Source organism: Thiohalophilus sp., from assembly GCF_034522235.1.
Taxonomy (GTDB): Bacteria; Pseudomonadota; Gammaproteobacteria; order UBA6429; family Thiohalophilaceae; genus Thiohalophilus.
Window position 1 is genome coordinate 1,712,064 of sequence record NZ_JAXHLN010000003.1, and the last position, 17,823, is coordinate 1,729,886.

The window sequence follows — 17,823 nt, forward strand, 5'->3', positions numbered from 1 at the left end:
GGAAATTTCTTGGTAAGAAAGTCGGGCTTCACGCGACTAACAAATTGCAAGGATCATCTCCCGAAAGTTGTTATCGCGGCAGCCGGGAAATTACCCGGGCAAGGAGGGCACCATTATGAAACTCGGCATAGTCATCGCCTGCAATATTGCGGAAACGGTCTGGAATGCCTTTCGACTGGGCGTTCATGCCTGTCAGCAGGGTGATACGGTCAAAATCTTTTTGCTCGGGCAGGGCGTGGAAAGTGAAACCCTGCAGGATGCGAAATTCAACGTGGTGGAGCAGATGAAGTCGTTTGTCGAACAGGGCGGGGAAATATTGGCCTGCGGAACCTGTCTTGAAATTCGCCAGAGTGAATCCAGCGCGCTGTGTCCGGTTTCGACCATGGCCGATCTGCATCAGATTGTTAACGAATCCGACAAGGTGCTGACGTTTTAATGCGGGACATCGTCATCATTGGCGGCGGCGTCGGCGGGCTCATTACCGCCAGCGTTGCGGGGCAACTGGGGCTCAGGGTCACCCTGATCGAAAAAACCGCCGCGCTTGGCGGTGACTGTCTGCATCACGGCTGTGTGCCGAGCAAAAGCCTGATCAAGGCGGCGAAGGTGGCGCACTGGCTGCGGCATGCCGACGCATTCGGCCTGCCGGTCAGCGACCCGCCGATTGATCTCGGCGCGGTGAATGCGCGGGTACAGGCGATCATCGATCAGATCCAGCAGCACGATGATCCCGACCGGTTTCGTTCCTACGGCTGCGAGGTGTTGCTGGGCGAAGCGGCGACGTTTATCTCCCCGCATGCCGTGCAGGTCGGCGATCGGATCATCGAAGGCCGCCGTTTTGTCATCGCCACCGGCTCACGCCCTTTCGTACCGGAACTGCCCGGCATCGATCCCGCCGGGATTCTGACCAACGAAAGCTTATTCAACTTGCAAAACACGCCGTCACGACTGGCCGTGATCGGCGGCGGGCCCATCGGCCTGGAGCTGGGGCAGGCCATGCAACGCCTCGGCAGCCAGGTGACGTTGCTGCAACGGGCCCCGACAATCCTGCCCCAGGAAGATCCGGAACTGACGGATCTGTTGCAAGCGCAACTGATCGACGAAGGCCTGCAGATCCGGACCGGGCGCGAAATCGCCCACGTCGACAACCATAACGGGGTTTTTGATATCACCTGTCAGGACGATACCCGGTTTCAGGTTGATCAGATCCTGGTTGCCACCGGGCGGCAACCCAATATCGAACAACTCAATCTCGAGGCGGCCGGCGTAAAATCCACGTCACGCGGTATCGAGGTGGACCGGCGTCTGCGCACCGCGCAAAAACACATCTACGCCTGCGGCGATGTCTGTGGGCCTTATGCCTTCACCCACCTGGCCGAATACCAGGCCGGTATTATCATCAGCAATGCGCTGTTTCGTTTCCCCAAAAAAACCGATTACCGCGTGCTGCCCTGGGTGACCTTCACCGATCCGGAACTGGCCCGGGTGGGACTCACCGAACAGCAGGCCATCGAGCAGGGGATCAAACATACGGTATTGCGCTTTGACTTCAAGGAAGTCGATCGTGCCATCACCGAACGGGAAACAACCGGCCGGGTCAAACTGGTCACCCGCAAAGGGAAAATTCTCGGCGCCAGCATCCTGGGCCCACAGGCCGGGGAACTGATCCACGAGATCGCACTGGCCATGCAAAGCGGAGCGACGATCGGCGATATCTCCGCCACCATTCATGCCTATCCCACGTTGGCACAGGTACACCGGCGTACCGTGAATACGGCCTATGCGCCAAAACTGTTCAGCCCCTTCACCCGGCGACTGGTGTGCTGGCTGCAAAAGTTACCGGGTTGAGTCAGGCAAAAGATGTCACCTGCAAAAAGGAAGGGCGCATTCTACACCCCGTTTGGGAACACTTATTTCGCATTCGATAACATTATGGATATTACACCCGAACAGTATGACAACTGGTATCACACCCCTCGTGGGCGGTGGATCAGCACACGGGAATTTGATTTGTTGATGCGCTTGTTAAACCCGACCCCCGGGGCCCGTTTACTGGATGTCGGTTGCGGTACCGGCCACTTCAGCCGACGGTTCGCCCAGGCGAAATTGAAGGTGACCGGCCTGGATCCCGACCCGGCGATGCTCGATTACGCGCGGCAACAGGCGGGAGATATCGCGTATCGGGAAGGTCACGCCGAAGCGTTACCGTTTGCCGATCAACAGTTTGATTATTGCGCCGCCGTCACCAGTCTCTGTTTCATTGCCGATCCGGTCAAAGCCTTGCAGGAAATGGGGCGAGTCAGCAAACACGGTATCGTGCTGGGTTTATTAAACCGGCACAGCCTGCTGCACCGGCAAAAGGCCGGCCGCGGCGCCTATGCCGGCGCGCGCTGGGACAGCCGCCCCGATGTGATAAACTGGCTGAACCGGGCCGGCATGGGTGCTGTCCATTATCAGATGAAAAGCGCGATCTTTTTCCCCCGTGGCGGGCGGTTAGCCCGACTGATGGAAAAGGCTTTACCCGGTTCGCTGCTGTGGGGCGGTTTTCTTGCCGTCATACTCCGCAAAACAGCTCCGGACACCAATGTAACTTGATGAGACGCGATCACCATGCATGCCACCTTACCCCTGCTGCAAGAAAGTGACTTTCCGGCGATTCGCCGCAACACATTAACAACCCTGCAGGTCAATCTCGGCTATCGCTGCAATCAGGCCTGTCTGCATTGCCACGTTAACGCCGGCCCGACCCGCAAAGAGGTGATGTCACGCGAGACCGTCGAGCAGATCGTCGACTTCCTGCGTCACAATAAACTCGCAACCCTGGACATCACCGGTGGCGCACCGGAACTCAATCCCCATTTTCGTTACCTGGTCGAACAGGCGCGTGCACTGGGCCTGCATGTCATCGACCGCTGCAACCTGACCATCCTGCAGGAAGCCGGGCAGGGGGATCTGGCCGACTTTCTGGCACAGCACAAAGTGGAAATCGTCGCCTCCTTGCCCTGCTATCAGGAAGCGAACGTCAACGGCCAGCGCGGCGACGGCGTCTATGCCCGCAGCATCGACGCCCTGCAACAACTCAACGCGCGTGGCTATGCTGACGAGAATTGCGGCCTGTTATTGAACCTGGTTTACAATCCGACCGGTCCGTTTCTGCCGCCACCACAGGCGCAACTGGAAGCCGACTACAAACGGGAACTGGCCAAACAGGGCGTGACCTTCAACCAGTTATATACATTGACCAACCTGCCCATCCAGCGCTTCGGCAGCACGCTGATCTCAAAGGGCCAGTTCGACGAGTACATGCAACTGCTCAAAAGCGCCCACCTGGGTGCCAACCTGGATAATGTCATGTGCCGCTCGCTGATCAGCATCGACTGGCAGGGCTATGCCTATGACTGCGACTTCAATCAGATGCTGAACCTGCCGTTACCGCTGCCGAACAAGGGCCGTCCGCATATTCGCGACTTGACCGCGCAGGCATTACAGGGCCTGCCCATCGCCATCGCCGACCACTGCTACGGCTGCACCGCCGGGCAGGGCAGTAGCTGCGGTGGAGCACTTGCCTGATCAGATAAAGAGACTGACGCAGAGGCGCAAAGACGCAGAGGAACGCAGAGAAAAATTTGTTGTGAGAAACATCAGCCATGTAGGTCACGCTGGCGATAGCCTGCATGACATCTATCGCAATTTTGTAGGAGGCGATTGACGTACATGGAAGTACTAATGTCGCGGAAGGCACGGATGCCGCGAGCGACACATCGGCGACTATATCCTGGCGGTAAGGACGGGTCGCGGCTAAAAGCCCCTCCCACAACAATATCAAAAACTTCTCGCTTTCTCAGTGATGAAGAGGGTTTAACAAGGCAATAACACGTGCAACGACTGTCCATCATTATCCCGACGCTAAATGAAGCTGACAGCCTTCCGGCGACGCTGGAGCGGCTTCAGCCGCTGCGCTCGCGCGGGCATGAGGTAATTCTGGTCGATGGCGGCAGCATGGATAAAACGATCGACATTGCCCGCCCGCTGGTGGATCGCATCCTAAATAGTGAACCGGGGCGGGCACGCCAGATGAATGTGGGCGCTTCGCAGGCCAGGGGCGACATCTTCTGGTTTTTGCATGCCGATACCCTGATCCCCGTACTGACCGATCAGATCATCGATCATGCCATTGATGGACGTAAACTGGCCTGGGGCCGGTTTGATGTGCGCCTCAGTGGCAAGGATGTGCGTTTGCGACTCATTGCGTTTATGATGAACCGGCGTTCGCGGTTGACCGGCATCGCCACCGGCGATCAGGGGATATTCGTCACCCGTGCGCTGTTTGAAACGATCAACGGGTTCATTGAACAGCCGTTGATGGAAGATATCGAGATCAGCCGGCGACTCAAACGCCATGCCCGGCCGATCTGTCTTGAACAGAAACTGATCACCTCCAGCCGTCGCTGGGAGACCCGTGGCATCTGGCGCACGGTCTTTTTGATGTGGCGCCTGCGACTGCGCTATGCACTGGGCGGCGATCCCCATAAACTGGCAAAGCTGTACCGATGAAACCCACCACACCAACCACCGCCGTCATGGTCTTTGCCCGGGCGCCGATCCCCGGTCAGGTCAAGACCCGTTTGATCCCGGTGCTGGGCGAGGCGGGGGCGGCCGATCTGCATGCCGCCATGCTGCAACACACGCTGAATACGGTAAGCCAGCTTCCAGATACGGCGATTCGCCTGTATTGCCAGCCTGACACGCAACACCCCCTGTTTCGCCGGTATGCCGATCATTCTGCGCTGAGCCTGCATCCCCAGCAGGGCGCCGATCTGGGCGAGCGCATGGCCAATGCCTTTGTCGACAGCCTGGCGCATTATCAAAAGGTTCTGGTGATCGGTTGTGACTGTCCGTCATTAAGCGCGGCGGATCTTCACGCCGCGTTTGCGGCACTGGACGAACAGGATGCCGTGCTCACCCCGGTCCATGACGGCGGCTATGTTCTGCTGGGGCTGAGGCGCTTCTCGCCGCGGATATTCACCGATATAGACTGGAGCACCGAACGGGTATTCCAGCAGACCACCGCGCAACTCGATGCGGCCGGCCTGCGCTGGAGCGCGTTTGAGCCCAGACATGACATTGATCGTCCCGACGATCTGATCCATTGTCCCGAACATTTATTAACCGGAGTCTCTAATGAAATGGCTGGATAAAATCCCGTTTCCCACCCTGATTATCATCGCCATTCTGCTGGGGCTGGCGCCCTTTTCCCCGCAGCCGCATCTGGTCGAGAAGTTGCAGATGCTGTTTGACGGTACATTAAGCAAGCCGATCGATATTTTCGATCTGCTACTGCACGGCGGGCCGCTGGTGTTGCTGGTAATCAAAACGGTGCGATATTTCCGGTTTAAGAATTAACCCCCAGACCTGGCCGGATAGGGTGCGTCCTACGCACCACCCTCTCGATAGCAGGATAACGGTGCGTGGAACGCACCCTACAGATAACAAAACGCTGCGATATTTCCGATTTAAGAATTAACCCCTACCGTTGAAGTCAGTAAAGCTCCAGACAATAGGCATCGAGGTCAAGCAAAAAAGCTTCGATACTGTCGCGATTTTCGATTAGTACATGCAAGGTATGACGTGTTGAGGAGTTGCCGCATTTGAGCCAGATGATTTTAGGTGGAGATCCATGCAGGAGGGCATATTCGTGAAAGTCGGAGTCCTTCGTCACAATGGCATAAGCATGCGTTTTGGCGTATTGCCAAATCGTTACATCGTCGGCATGTTCCAGGCCAACGAGGCTGACCTGGGTCGTGTCGGGATAAAGTGACTGGAGCCGTTCAACCAGACGGCGCGAGAGATTTTGATCCAGTAGTAATTTCAAGCGGCGGGAATGACGGTCAGGTGCCTTTCCCTGTCGGCCGCAAATTCAAGACAGGCCTTGATATCCTCGGCGGTGAGTTCAGGGAAATCCCCCAGGATTTCGGCCTCGGTCATCCCCGAAGCCAGCCATCCCAGCACGTCATAGACGGTGATCCGCATGGAACGGATGCAGGGTTTGCCGCTGCGTTTGCCGGGCTCGATGGTAATGCGATCATGGTAACTCATAAAGCAAGTTTAGATAACAACCGCTGCCCAGGCAACGCCCAAATATATAATGTTTTTCCGTCAGCAAGCCGGGCGGCGGGTTGCGGTCAGCCCAGCGGCTGCCCAATCCCGGCGGCTTTCAGCGACGCTTCGTCCACGCCGCGATCCCGGCAACAGGCGACCAGCTCGCCATTGACCGCGACGGCCGGCACGGAACGCACGCCCAGGGATTGGGCCCGCGCGGCATTCTCGCTGTCGTTCATATCCAGCACGCTGATCTCGCAGGATGAGCAGGCCAGTTGATTGACCCGATCGATAGTTTCCCGGCACACGGGGCAGCCGGCACTGAAAATTTCGATGTGGCGTTTCTCGCTCATGATTCATCTCCTGTATTGTTCAGCTTCCATCCGTCGGAAGACGACGCTGATTTCTTGCCCCGGCTGCGCAGAGCGTGAACAATCTCGTTCAGGGCCGGCACACCCCGGTGACCTGCCTCGTTGTCGGCATAGAGCCGACAGCAAAGATCATCGCCTGTCATACCGGCGTCGCTGACATCTTCGTCATCCACCAGGATGGTGGGGGAGCCGTAGCCGTGTACGTGCCCCGGGGCGGCGGGATCGTGGATCTCCCACTCCCGCCAGCGCGGCGTCAGCCCGGCCTCGGCGAACGCGCGCAGTAACTGCTCGCGGGCCGCGGCGATATTCGGGCAGGTCTTTTCATACACCAGTTCCACGCTCATCCGTTTTCCTCCGGCTCGTCCAGTTCCAGCTCCTCCAGGATTGGACAGTCACTCAACGATCCCGAGCCACTGCATTTTTGCGCCATGCGACTCAGGGCATCGCGGATCCGTTCAAGCTCTTTGATCTTTCGCTCGACCTGATCGATCTTGTGCGTCGCACGGGCCTTGATGTCGGCACAGGAAGTCGTCTGATCCTGGCGCAGCGCCAGCAGCTCGCCGATATCGCCGAGGGTGAAACCCACCTGCTTGGCGTGCTGGATAAACCGCACCCGTTTTATCGAATCGGGCGGATATTGCCGGTAACCGCTGTCGGTACGCTGCGGCGCCACCAGCAACCCCTGCTTTTCATAAAAGCGCAGGGTCTCCACCGTCACCCCGGCCGCGCGGGCCAGTTGACCGATACTCAGGTTGTCCATCATTCGACCTCCATTGCAGGCAATTCTAAACCCTGAAGTATACTTCAGGGTCAAGGGTGAGGCGGTCGTTCGGGCAGGATTATCTGGAATCGTGTGGATTCAGTAGTCGAGGTAACCTCCACGGTTCCTCCGTGGGCGGTGATGATCGATTTGACGATGGCGAGCCCCAGGCCGGCGCCATCGCCACCGCGTTGTCGGGAGGGATCGACGCGATAAAAGCGGTCAAACAACCGGGGCAGATGTTCGGGCGGGATCGGCGTGCCGGGGTTCTCGATGGCGAGGGCGGCGCCACCATCGTCCCGTGCGCGAATTGTCACTCGCACGGCCCCGCCGGCCGGCGTGTAACGAATGGCGTTGGAAAGCAGGTTGCTCAACGCCCGTCGCAACATGCTGCGGTCGCCCGCAATGCGTGCATGGCCTTCCCGCGCCAGGGCAACACCGCGCTCCTCGGCCCAGCCTTCATAAAAGTCGAATAACGCCTGGACTTCCGTAGCCAGATCCAGTTCGCCGATATTCTTAAAGGGCGCGCGGTTGTCTATCTGCGCCAGGAAGAGCATGTCACCGACCATCTGCGCCATGCGCTCGTATTCCTCCATGTTTGAATAGAGAATTTCCCGATACGCATCGATGTCGCGACTCTGAGAGAGGGCAACCTGGGTCTGGGTCATCAGGTTGGTGATGGGGGTACGCAATTCATGGGCAATATCGGCATTGAAGTCGCAGAGTTGATGAAAGGATTCATCCAGGCGTCGGAGCATGGCATTGAAGGAGTCCACCAGCTCACCGAGTTCGGCAGGCACCTCGTCACGTGGCAGGCGGTTGTTCAGTTCATTGGCGCTGATCCGGTGAATCCGGCTGACGATATCCCGCAACGGCGCATGGCCCTGGCGCACCACGATCCAGCCCATCACGGCCATGACGAGAATACTGCCACCGACCATCAGCCACAAATTGCGGTAAAAAACCGCCAGAAAGCGCTGATGTTCCGTGAAGGGTACCGCGATCACCACGGCGTAGGGTCGGCCGGCAACGGGGCCGATCTCTTCCATCATCCGCGTCAGGACAGTATACCGGACACCGTCGTGGTGCCAGCTGTACCCCAGGTCCGTTTCCGTTTCTTCACTGGCGGCTTTTGCGACAGTGGCGAGATCCGGTACCGGGCTGGCGTAAAGCATCCGGCCGTTTTGATCGACGACACACAGGGAGGCGTTGTGATGGCCCACCAGGATATCGTCGAAGCGTTGTTCAAGCGGGGCGAGCTTTTCCGTGGTATGGATACCGTCGAGCGCATCTTGTACGGCACGAGCAATGACCTTGAGTTCGTCGGTATCCTGCGCCATGAAATGACGTTCCATCGAGTGACTGATGATCCAGCCAAATACAAGAAAAACCATCGCCGCGGCCACACCGAACAACAGGGTCAGGCGCAGCGCGAGAGAAAGCGGACGGCGTTTAAAATACATCGGAATACTCAGGCCTCGCCCGAGGCATCCAGCATGTAGCCCATGCCACGTACCGTGTGAATGAGTTTGCGGTCGAAGGCGTCATCGATCTTGGCCCGCAGGCGACGGATGGCGACGTCGATGACATTGGTATCGCTGTCAAAGTTCATGTCCCAGACCTGGGAGGCGATCAGGGAGCGGGGCAGCACCTCGTCCCGGTGACGGATGAACAGTTCCAGTAACGCGAACTCCTTGGCGGTGAGCGGGATGCGCCGACCCCCACGGGTGACACGCCGGCGCATCAAATCGAGTTCGAGATCGGCCACGCTGAGCATTGTCTCGCCGGCGGCAGCCGTTCCGCGCCGTAATAAAGTGCGCACCCTTGCCAGTAATTCGGCGAAAGCGAACGGTTTGACCAGATAATCATCGGCACCGAGCTCCAGCCCCCTGACCCGGTCGTCCACGCTGTCGCGCGCGGTAAGAAACAGCACCGGCACCTTGTTGTCCGACTCGCGCAGTGATTGCAGGATTCGCCAGCCATCAACATCCGGCAACAGGATATCCAGAATCATCAGGTCATACGTTCCGGTCATGGCAAGATGGTGGCCGTCGAGCCCGTTGTGGGCCTGGTCCACAACGAATCCCGCCTCGGCGAGGCCCTGGCGCAGGTACTCGCTGATCTTGGCTTCGTCCTCGACAATCAGGATTTTCATCAGGTTAACCAAATAGTTTGTTCTGGATAGGGAGATTACCCAAGTCTAGCTCCGCGCCACTGTCTCAAAGATGACAGAATGATTACATCATTGTAATCACTATGTCACCTCAAGGACAGGCTCATTTGGTTATCGTCGCAGAGGAATAGCCCGCGCGTGCAAGCTGTGACCGGGTAAGGAACGTAACGGTGCAAGCCAGGGACCCGTCTGCCTTTTCGGTTTGAAGTTGCCCAAATTATCCGATGAAGGCGTTGTAACGACGACTGGCAAACTCAGAAAGAGCAAGCCAATCAAAAATTGAAGTGGTACAAAAAACATGGGAGAAATAATGATGAAATCCAGAATTCTACTGTTCAGCACCCTTTTGATGACCAGCATGGTGGTATCAGCCGCACAACATGGCGGCGACATGATGAACATGCAGGATCGCATGCAAAACATGGACCGGACCCTGAAACAGGCCGAAAAGACCGGAGATCGTAATAAACACATCGAACTGATGCAGCAGCACATGAAGGAGATGCGCGAGAGCATGGGACAGATGAACGAAATGATGGGCGGCCGACAGCGAATGATGCAGCAGATGGATGACGGCATGATGATGAACGAAGAAGGCCGGGGCGGCATGATGGGCGGCGGTATGATGGGCCGGGACGGCTCTGGCACCGCTAAAGGCATGTCGTCAGACGACATGCAACAGCGGATGCAAATGATGCAGCAGCGCATGGATATGATGCAAATGATGATGGATCAAATGATGGAGCATCAGCAGGAATACGAGCGCATGCAACATCGTTGAGTTCGATATTGCGATAACGTCGTATATTCAGCCTGTCAGGCGAAATGGATATGAAAGTCCAAATTATCGCAACCCGGCAGTGTACCCATCGGGTCAACCTGGAACATGAGCTGAATGATCTGGGCGTTGCGTACGAATTACTGTTTGCCGAGGACAATCCCGACCTGGTTGTCCGTCATCAGATCCGTCATTCACCCAATCTGGTCGTGGACGATCAGATTGCGTTTCGCGGTCAGCCGACGGAACAGGTGTTGCGCGACTATTTCAGTCATGGCACCTGACCAGCGGGTTTCTTTAACGGGTGTTAACCCCTGTCTGTGATGGGTCTGGAAACGACGGATTGATTCCAGACCTGACGTGTTCTGCGGGGCGGATGCGCCACGAATGCAATACACATTCTGGTGTTTTTGCAAAACAGCAATTAATCGCCAGTGTCGGGGTTTTCGCTATCCGTTTTTAACTTCGGGAGAATGTCATGTTTCAATCCATCCACAGTGCACTGTTTGTCCTGCTCAGCCTGGCCTGGACCTCGGCGGCAGGGGCCGCGCCGACAGTTTATATCCCCCTGGGGTCGGCCAATCAGGTGATCGCCGTCGATGCCGAAACGCACACTATCACCGCGCGGTATTCGAATGTGAAAAACCCGCATGGCCTGGTGGCCACGCCGGACGGCGAATACCTGGTTGCCGGCAGCCTGTCGGAAACCGCGCCGCCGGCCGATGCCGCACCCGATGCGCCCACCAGCAACCTCTATCTGATTCATCCGGCTCACGGTCATGTCATGCAGACCATTCCCGTGGCGGGATGGAGTCATCATCAGGCAATCACGCCGGATGGACGCTATGTGATCTCCACGCATGCCACCCGGGGTGATGTCAGTGTGCTGGATATGACCACCAACCAGATCGTGCACCGTATCCCGACCGGACCGGCACCGAACTATACCCTGGTGACCCGCGACGGCCAGCGTGCCTATGTCAGCAACAGTGGCGACGGGACGATCACCGAGATCGCTCTCGACAGCTGGAAACCATTACGCACGCTCGAAGGCGGCGCCTCGCCGGAGCACATGGTCTTTTCCGTTGATGAGCAGACTATTTATGTCACCAACCCCCGCGTCGGCAAGGTTGCCGCTGTTTCGGTCGACAACGGAAAAATTTCCCACACCTATGACATCGGTCCGGATACCCACGGGCTGGATATCGGCGACGACGGGAAAACCCTGTTCGTCAGCAGCAAAAAGGCCGAGACCCTCTCGGCGGTGAACATCGAAAGCGGAACTATCCGTTCTGTACCGCTGGCACCGGCGCCCTATCATCTGAATACCATCGCGGGAACGGGTACTGTCTATGTGAGCAGTCGTAACAAACCGGTGATCTGGGTCATCGATCAACAATCATTGAACGTGATCAAGACAATTGACTTGCCGGGCGGCGAAGGTCATCAGATGGCAATCGTGAAATAAACACCCATACTGATCAAATCAAACACGGTTTTAAGGAGCTAATTTATGATGGACGGCGGAGTCGGGTTCACGCACGGCGCGGGCGGTTTTTTCGGCATCCTGTTCTGGATCATTCTGATTGCCCTGGTTGTTCTGGCGGTAAGCCGGGTAGCGGGAAGCGGTTCCGGCAACCGGACGGGGGGCAAGAGCGCGCTGGAGATCCTCGACGAACGCTACGCCCGGGGCGAGATCGACCAGCAAGAGTATGAACAAAAACGGCGTGATATTCGCCAGCAGGATGATTGATGGCTCAACCGCATTCACACGATCATACCGGTCACGGTTCCGCTCACCAGCACAATCAGACACATCAGGGGCAGCATGGCGGTCATGATCATGCCGCCATGGTCGCGGATTTTAAACGCCGCTTCCTGGTTTCGCTGATTCTGACTATCCCGATCCTCGGTTTGTCGCCGATGATTCAGGGCTTTCTCGGTCTGCGGGAGACACTGGCGTTTACCGGCGACAGTTATCTGTTGTTTGCCCTGGCCAGCGGGGTCTTTTTTTACGGCGGCTGGCCTTTTTTATCCGGTGCACTATCCGAAGTAGGCAAGCGCGCGCCCGGCATGATGACCCTGATCGGGCTGGCCATCGTCGTGGCCTATCTGTATTCCTCGGCGGTGGTGTTCGGCCTCTCCGGCAAGGTGTTTTTCTGGGAGCTGGCCACCCTGATCGACGTCATGCTGCTGGGCCACTGGATCGAAATGAAATCGGTGATGGGGGCCTCCGGCGCGCTCGAGGCGCTGGTCAAACTCATGCCGACCGAGGCCCATCGGGTGACTGACGGCGGTGATCTGGAAGACATCCCCGTCACGGAACTCAAGCAGGGCGACCGGGTCCGGGTCAAACCGGGGGAAAAGGTCCCCACCGACGGGATCATCATCGACGGGCGCAGCAGTCTCAATGAAGCCATGCTGACCGGCGAATCCAAACCGGTGAGCCGGGGCGAGGGCGAGGAAGTGATCGGCGGCGCCATCAACGGCGAGGGCGCCATTACCATCGAGATCCGCAAAACCGGCGAGGAGACCTATCTCTCGCAGGTCATCGAGATGGTCCGCCAGGCTCAGGGGTCGCGTTCACGGACCCAGGACCTGGCCAACCGCGCTGCCCAGTGGCTGACCTACATCGCGCTGTCGGCGGGCACCCTGACCCTCGTGATCTGGCTGGTCCTCGGCCAGGATTTTGAATTCTCGCTGGAGCGCATGGTCACGGTCATGGTGATTACCTGTCCGCATGCGCTGGGGCTGGCCGTACCGCTGGTGGTGGCGGTCAGCACCAGCATGGCCGCCGGCCACGGGCTGTTGATTCGGGATCGGGCCAGTTTCGAGCGGGCGCGGGAACTGGAGGCGATCGTCTTCGACAAGACCGGCACCCTCACCGAAGGCCGCTTCGGCGTGACCGACATTATTCCCCTGGCCGATTACAGCGAGCGCGAAGTGCTGCGCCTGGCGGCGGCGCTGGAAGCCAGCTCGGAACACCCCATCGCCCGTGGGGTGGTGGCCTCGGCGCAGGAACAGGACGTGATGGACGCCCGGGCCTCTGATGTGCAGAACATTACCGGGCAGGGCATCCAGGCGCGGGTGGATGACCGGGAAATCCGGGTTGTCAGTCGTGGCTATTTGCGCGCCAATCAGATCGAATTTGATGAGACACCGGTTCAGAAGGTGACCGAACAGGGCAAGACCGTGGTCTACCTGGTGATCGACGGCCAGGTCACCGGTGCCCTGGCGCTGGCCGATATCGTGCGCGAGGAATCGCACGCCGCCATCCAGCAGCTCAAAGCACTGGGTATCCAGTGCATGATGTTGACCGGCGATGGTGAAGCGGTAGCCCGCGCGGTCGCGGAGGAACTGCAGCTGGATGATTATTTCGCCGAAGTGCTGCCGCACGAGAAGGCCGACAAGATCCGCGAGGTCCGCGCGCGTGGCCTGCGTGTGGCCATGGTCGGCGACGGCGTCAACGACGCGCCCGCCCTGGTGGAATCGGATCTGGGGATCGCCATCGGCGCCGGGACCGACGTGGCCATCGAATCGGCGGACGTGGTCCTGGTGCGCAGCGATCCCCGCGACGTGGCGGCCATCATGGCGCTGTCCCGGGCCACCTATAACAAGATGATCCAGAATCTGTTGTGGGCCACCGGCTATAACGTGGTGGCCATCCCGCTGGCCGCCGGGGTCGCCTATGGGGCGGGCATCGTCCTGTCACCGGCATTCGGGGCAGCGCTGATGTCGCTGAGTACCGTGATCGTCGCCATTAACGCCAAACTGCTGAATCGCAAACAACCCAGGGGGTGAGTTCATGCACGTTACGTTCCCAACACTTCGGCATATTATTGTTTATACCCACTCACATGGTTAATCAAAGGAGAGAATACCGCGTAGCCTGGATCAAGGAGCAAAGCGACGGATCCAGGTTTTACGGGTTAGAGTCGTGCGCCAATCAGTGGCTGCCCTGAGGCGAGGGTGTCGTACCGCGCATCAGCCAGAGCAACACCGGCGGGATCAACAGCCACTGCAAAAAGGGCGTGGCGCCGATCTCCACCACCGGGACGATCGGCATCAGTTCGGTATACCCCCAGGTGCCTGTGAGGCGCACGTTCATGATCTCGCTGAAGATCGTGTAGCCGACCCCCAGCAGGGTGAACAGTAATCCCCGCGGCAGGATCCCCGTGGCGGCATACCAGGCACGATTGCGGCTGAGCAGCGCGACAAGTTCGTAGATGACCAGCAGGATAAGCAGATCGCCCAGGGTGCAATGGGCCAGGCCGTAGAGGATGTAACCCCAGTCGTTCTGATGCCAGACATCGTACAGCGGGAACTGGGCGATCTCCCAGAGCAGTTCCAGGGGCAGGGCGATCGTGACCAGACGCACTTCCGGCCAGTGGTGCCAGCCGGTCATGCCGGATGCGGGTTGAGCCCGGGTCACAGCCGCCGGCTCGCGACTCAGGTACTGGACCAGCAGGCCGGCGACCACCAGCAGCAGGAGTACAAAGCCCGCCAGTTCAAACCATTCCGGTGCCCCCATCTCCCAATCGGGCATCATCGAGTCATGCATCAGAGAAATATCCGCTCAGTTTTGAGAGAGACAAAAGGGCAAACGACAGAGTGAGTTAAAGCTGACCATACCCCAATATGATCGTCTATGTAATGCATAAACAAAACCAATGAATAATTTCACAATCATTTATTTTTACTGATTAACATTTCAGGGCAAACTAGCAATCCCTCTGGTCCTATGATTTCAGGAGTTGTCCGATGCCACTGGTCAACATGCGCGACATGCTGCAACACGCCCATCGCGAACAATACGCCATTGCCGCCTTCGATCTGGTCAGTCTCGATTTTCTGCACGGGATTCTCAACGCCGCCGAGGCCTGCGAGGCGCCGGTGATCCTGAGTCTGGCCGAATCCCATTTCGATTACTTCGACTTTCCCACCATCATGCCGGCGGTGGTCTCCGCCGCGCGCCGCGCCAACGTCCCGGTGGCGATTCATCTGGATCACGGTGCCACTTACGAGAGCGCGGTGCAGGGCATCAACCTGGGCTGCACCGGGGTGATGGTCGACGCCTCCACCCAGCCCTTTGAAGGCAACGTGGACTACACCCGCCGGATCGTCGAGATGGCCCACAACTGCGGCGTACCGGTGGAAGGCGAGCTGGGCTACGTGGCCGGAGTGGAAGGCGAGGACGCCGAGCGCCATCCCGGCGAAGTCCGCTATACCGAAGTCGGCGAGGCCAAAGAGTACGTCGAGCGCACCGGGGTGGATTTTCTGGCCGTGTCCATCGGCACCGTGCACGGGCGCATGAAAGGCGAGCCCAACCTGGATATCGAACGCCTGGGCGCCATTAACGACGCGCTGGGCATTCCGCTGGTGATTCACGGCGGCACGGGATTAACGGACCAACAGTTCCAGGACCTGATCGCCAACGGCGTCACCAAGATCAACTACTACACCGCGCTGGCCGACGCCGCCAGCCAACAGATCCGGGCCAACGCCGAAGCCGATAGCGGTTGCGGCTACACCGGCCTGGTCAAAGGCGTCATCGGCGCCATCCAGAGTGAATGCGAAAAGCGCATCCGCCAGTGGGGCAGTGCGGGCCGGGCCGCCGCCATTCTGGCCGAGGCGGAACCGTGGGAAGAGGTCGAACACGTCATCGTCTACAACACCGAAGGCACCACCCCGGAACAGGTCGACGAGCTGATGCAGATCGGCCGCGAGACCCTGAGCACCATCCCCGGCGTGCGCCGCGTCTTCACCGGCAACGCCCTGCAGGAGGAGGCCGGCTACCAGCACTGCTGGGTCATCCGCTTCGCCCACCGCGACGTGGTCGCCAGCTACAAAACCCACCCGGATCACGTCGCCTACGCCGACACCCACTTCCGCCCGGTCGCCGGGGACCGAATCAGCATCGATTACGAGGATGCGGATTAAATAATATAGTAAAAACAATAATATAGATTTGTTATTTAATGTTGGTTATACGCCATAGCAGACCCTCGTAACTCGTCCCTCCGCCCCTCGTCCCTGCCCAAAGGGCCCGGGCGCGATTTTCACTTGATCCGGCTCCTGGCTGACGACTGCCAACTGCTAACCGCCAACTTTCCCTTTGCCAACTATCACTTCTCGTCCCTCCGGCCCTCGTCCCTGCCCGAAGGGCCAGGCCAGTGGCAGGCTCATTTAAGCGGTGCTATTATCAGACCAGTTTAATGACCTGGTGATAATAGCGATGGCCATCAAATTCTCCGAAGATCTGGTTCCCCTGACCGAACTGAAAATTAATCCCGCGCGGGTCGTCAAACAGACCACCGAGGCCCATCGACCGGTGTTACTGACCAACCGCGGCCGCGGGGTCGCCGTGGTGCAGTCTGTCGCCGATTACGAAAAAGCCGAGGAAGAGCGGGCCTTCATGCGCGCCGTAGTGGCAGGCCTCGCTGATTTGGAGGCAGGACGCGAATATTCACTCGATGAGGTTAAATCACAACTGGGACTGAAATAATCAAATCGACAAGCGTCAGTTTTGCAGAATCGGCGCTGGCCGATTTGCAAGCTATAAGACAGTGGTATCAGGACGAGGGGGTCCCCGAGATCGGGATCCGCTTTGTCACGGATATCATCGACAAGACGCAGCATCTTGCCAGTCACCCTGAAATGGGTCGTATCGTTCAGGAATTCGACCTGTCGTTCCTGCGAGAGCTCATTCATCCACCATTTCGTATTGTCTATCGGCGTGATGCCGGGCAGATCAAAGTGGTCCGGGTGTGGCGTAGCGAACGCTTGTTAGAACTGCCTGGAGAAGAATAAACATGGCGAAGCGGTGAGAGGAACTGGTGCATTCGACCTTGAATCTGTACGCAATTTACGTATATTCGTAGTATCAGGCGATTCACAACGAGCTGGACGCCAGGAGACACAAACGATGACCAAAAAACGCAAACTGTTTGACGAATTGATGGAGGGTGTCGATGCCATGCGCCAGGCGCGTGAAGGCAAGATCACCTTGCGTTCCCATGAAGTCGATGACTTACCACCCCTGGAAATCGCCGCCGCGACCATTCGCGAAACACGCGAAAAACTGAACGTGTCGCGTGCCGTGTTCGCCCGCCATTTGCGTGTGTCGACCCGAACCCTGGAAAACTGGGAGCAGGGCCGGGCCAAACCGAATGCCCAGGCCGCGGCACTGATCCTGATGGTGCGAAGATACCCGAACACCCTCGAAAAACTGCATTCATTGCACAACGACGCCGCCTAGAGCGCCGGATCCGCGAAGTTTATGCCCCACAGGGCGCATACTCGACCTATCGGTCGGGCAGTGTTAAATCCAGAGCAGGAAAATCGCGCCTACAACATCATCAAGAAGAAATTCTATGCAAGCGACAGCGGGAAAATAGAGGGGTGGGGGCTAAAGTGCTTCCCCTGAAATGCAAAAGGCCCCGGTATTCACCGAGGCCAATCGCCGACCGAGCATTCCCAGTCCGTTAAAAATAATTATTATCTAGTTATAGTGGATGGTCAATCCCTCAATATGCCGGGGATAAATTACCTGCAATCAATAAGTTAATCGGTTTTACGTTCCCGGCCCAACCCTCGTCCCTGCCCGAAGGGCCAGGCCAGTGGCAGGCTCATTTAAACGGCGCTA

General features: G+C 58.1%; 24 protein-coding genes. 16 read left to right on the plus strand and 8 right to left on the minus strand.

Translation table 11 applies throughout. From position 1 onward, the window contains the following. Positions 1-115: 115 nt before the first annotated feature. The 7 genes from U5J94_RS11345 to U5J94_RS11375 all read left to right on the plus strand — a co-directional run bounded on the left by U5J94_RS11345 (position 116) and on the right by U5J94_RS11375 (position 5,400). Entirely contained in the window at positions 116-436 is a 321-nt protein-coding gene (locus U5J94_RS11345; protein ID WP_322565743.1) for a DsrE family protein, read from the plus strand. Then, entirely contained in the window at positions 436-1,845 is a 1,410-nt protein-coding gene (locus U5J94_RS11350) for a dihydrolipoyl dehydrogenase family protein (RefSeq protein ID WP_322565744.1), read from the plus strand. Before U5J94_RS11345 ends, U5J94_RS11350 begins: the two co-directional genes overlap by 1 nt. Before the next feature lie 84 nt (positions 1,846-1,929). Next, entirely contained in the window at positions 1,930-2,592 is a 663-nt protein-coding gene (locus U5J94_RS11355; protein ID WP_322565745.1) for a class I SAM-dependent methyltransferase, read from the plus strand. 15 nt (positions 2,593-2,607) lie between these two features. After that, positions 2,608-3,567, plus strand: a complete 960-nt coding sequence (gene arsS / locus U5J94_RS11360; protein WP_322565746.1) for an arsenosugar biosynthesis radical SAM (seleno)protein ArsS — start codon at positions 2,608-2,610, stop codon at positions 3,565-3,567. A gap of 306 nt (positions 3,568-3,873) precedes the next feature. Then, complete coding sequence (locus U5J94_RS11365) at positions 3,874-4,551, plus strand: TIGR04283 family arsenosugar biosynthesis glycosyltransferase (RefSeq protein WP_322565747.1); 678 nt, start codon at positions 3,874-3,876, stop codon at positions 4,549-4,551. Further along, positions 4,548-5,195, plus strand: coding sequence for a TIGR04282 family arsenosugar biosynthesis glycosyltransferase (locus U5J94_RS11370; protein ID WP_322565748.1), 648 nt, complete (start codon positions 4,548-4,550; stop codon positions 5,193-5,195). Before U5J94_RS11365 ends, U5J94_RS11370 begins: the two co-directional genes overlap by 4 nt. After that, positions 5,179-5,400: a hypothetical protein gene (locus U5J94_RS11375; protein ID WP_322565749.1), complete on the plus strand. Its 222-nt coding sequence runs from the start codon at positions 5,179-5,181 to the stop codon at positions 5,398-5,400. The genes U5J94_RS11370 and U5J94_RS11375 overlap by 17 nt, the downstream gene beginning before the upstream one ends. 136 nt (positions 5,401-5,536) lie before the next feature. On the opposite strand, the gene U5J94_RS11380 is transcribed toward U5J94_RS11375, so the two are convergent. The 7 genes from U5J94_RS11380 to U5J94_RS11410 form a co-directional block, all read right to left on the minus strand. Then, positions 5,537-5,869 (minus strand): DUF5615 family PIN-like protein, encoded by a 333-nt coding sequence (locus U5J94_RS11380; RefSeq protein ID WP_322565750.1) that lies wholly within the window; start codon positions 5,867-5,869, stop codon positions 5,537-5,539. Next, a complete protein-coding gene (locus U5J94_RS11385; RefSeq protein ID WP_322565751.1) occupies positions 5,866-6,093 on the minus strand; it encodes a DUF433 domain-containing protein in 228 nt (75 codons plus the stop codon). The genes U5J94_RS11380 and U5J94_RS11385 overlap by 4 nt, the downstream gene beginning before the upstream one ends. An 86-nt stretch (positions 6,094-6,179) precedes the next feature. Continuing rightward, positions 6,180-6,449, minus strand: coding sequence for a thioredoxin family protein (locus tag U5J94_RS11390; RefSeq protein WP_322565752.1), 270 nt, complete (start codon positions 6,447-6,449; stop codon positions 6,180-6,182). Next, on the minus strand, positions 6,446-6,811 hold the full coding sequence (locus U5J94_RS11395; RefSeq protein WP_322565753.1) for a hypothetical protein: 366 nt from the start codon (positions 6,809-6,811) through the stop codon (positions 6,446-6,448). Before U5J94_RS11395 ends, U5J94_RS11390 begins: the two co-directional genes overlap by 4 nt. After that, entirely contained in the window at positions 6,808-7,230 is a 423-nt protein-coding gene (locus U5J94_RS11400) for a heavy metal-responsive transcriptional regulator (protein ID WP_322565754.1), read from the minus strand. Before U5J94_RS11400 ends, U5J94_RS11395 begins: the two co-directional genes overlap by 4 nt. A gap of 47 nt (positions 7,231-7,277) precedes the next feature. Further along, positions 7,278-8,690 carry a heavy metal sensor histidine kinase gene (locus tag U5J94_RS11405; RefSeq protein ID WP_322565755.1) on the minus strand — a complete coding sequence of 471 codons (1,413 nt, stop codon included), beginning with the start codon at positions 8,688-8,690 and terminating at the stop codon, positions 7,278-7,280. 8 nt (positions 8,691-8,698) lie between these two features. Then, complete coding sequence (locus U5J94_RS11410) at positions 8,699-9,382, minus strand: heavy metal response regulator transcription factor (RefSeq protein ID WP_322565756.1); 684 nt, start codon at positions 9,380-9,382, stop codon at positions 8,699-8,701. 328 nt (positions 9,383-9,710) lie between these two features. On the opposite strand from U5J94_RS11410, the gene U5J94_RS11415 reads away from it, so the two are divergent. The 5 genes from U5J94_RS11415 to U5J94_RS11435 all read left to right on the plus strand — a co-directional run bounded on the left by U5J94_RS11415 (position 9,711) and on the right by U5J94_RS11435 (position 13,979). After that, a complete protein-coding gene (locus U5J94_RS11415) occupies positions 9,711-10,181 on the plus strand; it encodes a hypothetical protein (RefSeq protein ID WP_322565757.1) in 471 nt (156 codons plus the stop codon). A 50-nt stretch (positions 10,182-10,231) separates the two neighbouring features. Further along, on the plus strand, positions 10,232-10,462 hold the full coding sequence (locus tag U5J94_RS11420) for a thioredoxin family protein (protein ID WP_322565758.1): 231 nt from the start codon (positions 10,232-10,234) through the stop codon (positions 10,460-10,462). 194 nt (positions 10,463-10,656) lie between these two features. Next, the gene (locus U5J94_RS11425; RefSeq protein ID WP_322565759.1) at positions 10,657-11,646 is read left to right on the plus strand and encodes a YncE family protein; all 990 of its coding nucleotides are present in this window, start codon (positions 10,657-10,659) and stop codon (positions 11,644-11,646) included. Positions 11,647-11,691: 45 nt separating this feature from the next. Further along, a complete protein-coding gene (locus U5J94_RS11430; RefSeq protein ID WP_322565760.1) occupies positions 11,692-11,931 on the plus strand; it encodes an SHOCT domain-containing protein in 240 nt (79 codons plus the stop codon). After that, on the plus strand, positions 11,931-13,979 hold the full coding sequence (locus tag U5J94_RS11435) for a heavy metal translocating P-type ATPase (protein WP_322565761.1): 2,049 nt from the start codon (positions 11,931-11,933) through the stop codon (positions 13,977-13,979). Before U5J94_RS11430 ends, U5J94_RS11435 begins: the two co-directional genes overlap by 1 nt. A gap of 145 nt (positions 13,980-14,124) precedes the next feature. Here U5J94_RS11435 and U5J94_RS11440 read toward each other — a convergent pair whose 3' ends face one another. Continuing rightward, positions 14,125-14,739 carry a hypothetical protein gene (locus U5J94_RS11440; RefSeq protein WP_322565762.1) on the minus strand — a complete coding sequence of 205 codons (615 nt, stop codon included), beginning with the start codon at positions 14,737-14,739 and terminating at the stop codon, positions 14,125-14,127. A 200-nt stretch (positions 14,740-14,939) separates the two neighbouring features. On the opposite strand from U5J94_RS11440, the gene U5J94_RS11445 reads away from it, so the two are divergent. The 4 genes from U5J94_RS11445 to U5J94_RS11460 all read left to right on the plus strand — a co-directional run bounded on the left by U5J94_RS11445 (position 14,940) and on the right by U5J94_RS11460 (position 17,436). Further along, a complete protein-coding gene (locus U5J94_RS11445) occupies positions 14,940-16,118 on the plus strand; it encodes a ketose-bisphosphate aldolase (protein WP_322565763.1) in 1,179 nt (392 codons plus the stop codon). Between the two features lie 295 nt (positions 16,119-16,413). Next, on the plus strand, positions 16,414-16,683 hold the full coding sequence (locus U5J94_RS11450) for a type II toxin-antitoxin system Phd/YefM family antitoxin (RefSeq protein WP_322565764.1): 270 nt from the start codon (positions 16,414-16,416) through the stop codon (positions 16,681-16,683). Then, positions 16,683-16,988, plus strand: a complete 306-nt coding sequence (locus U5J94_RS11455; protein ID WP_322566491.1) for a type II toxin-antitoxin system RelE/ParE family toxin — start codon at positions 16,683-16,685, stop codon at positions 16,986-16,988. Before U5J94_RS11450 ends, U5J94_RS11455 begins: the two co-directional genes overlap by 1 nt. A 115-nt stretch (positions 16,989-17,103) precedes the next feature. Next, positions 17,104-17,436 carry a helix-turn-helix domain-containing protein gene (locus U5J94_RS11460; RefSeq protein WP_322565765.1) on the plus strand — a complete coding sequence of 111 codons (333 nt, stop codon included), beginning with the start codon at positions 17,104-17,106 and terminating at the stop codon, positions 17,434-17,436. Positions 17,437-17,823: the final 387 nt, after the last annotated feature.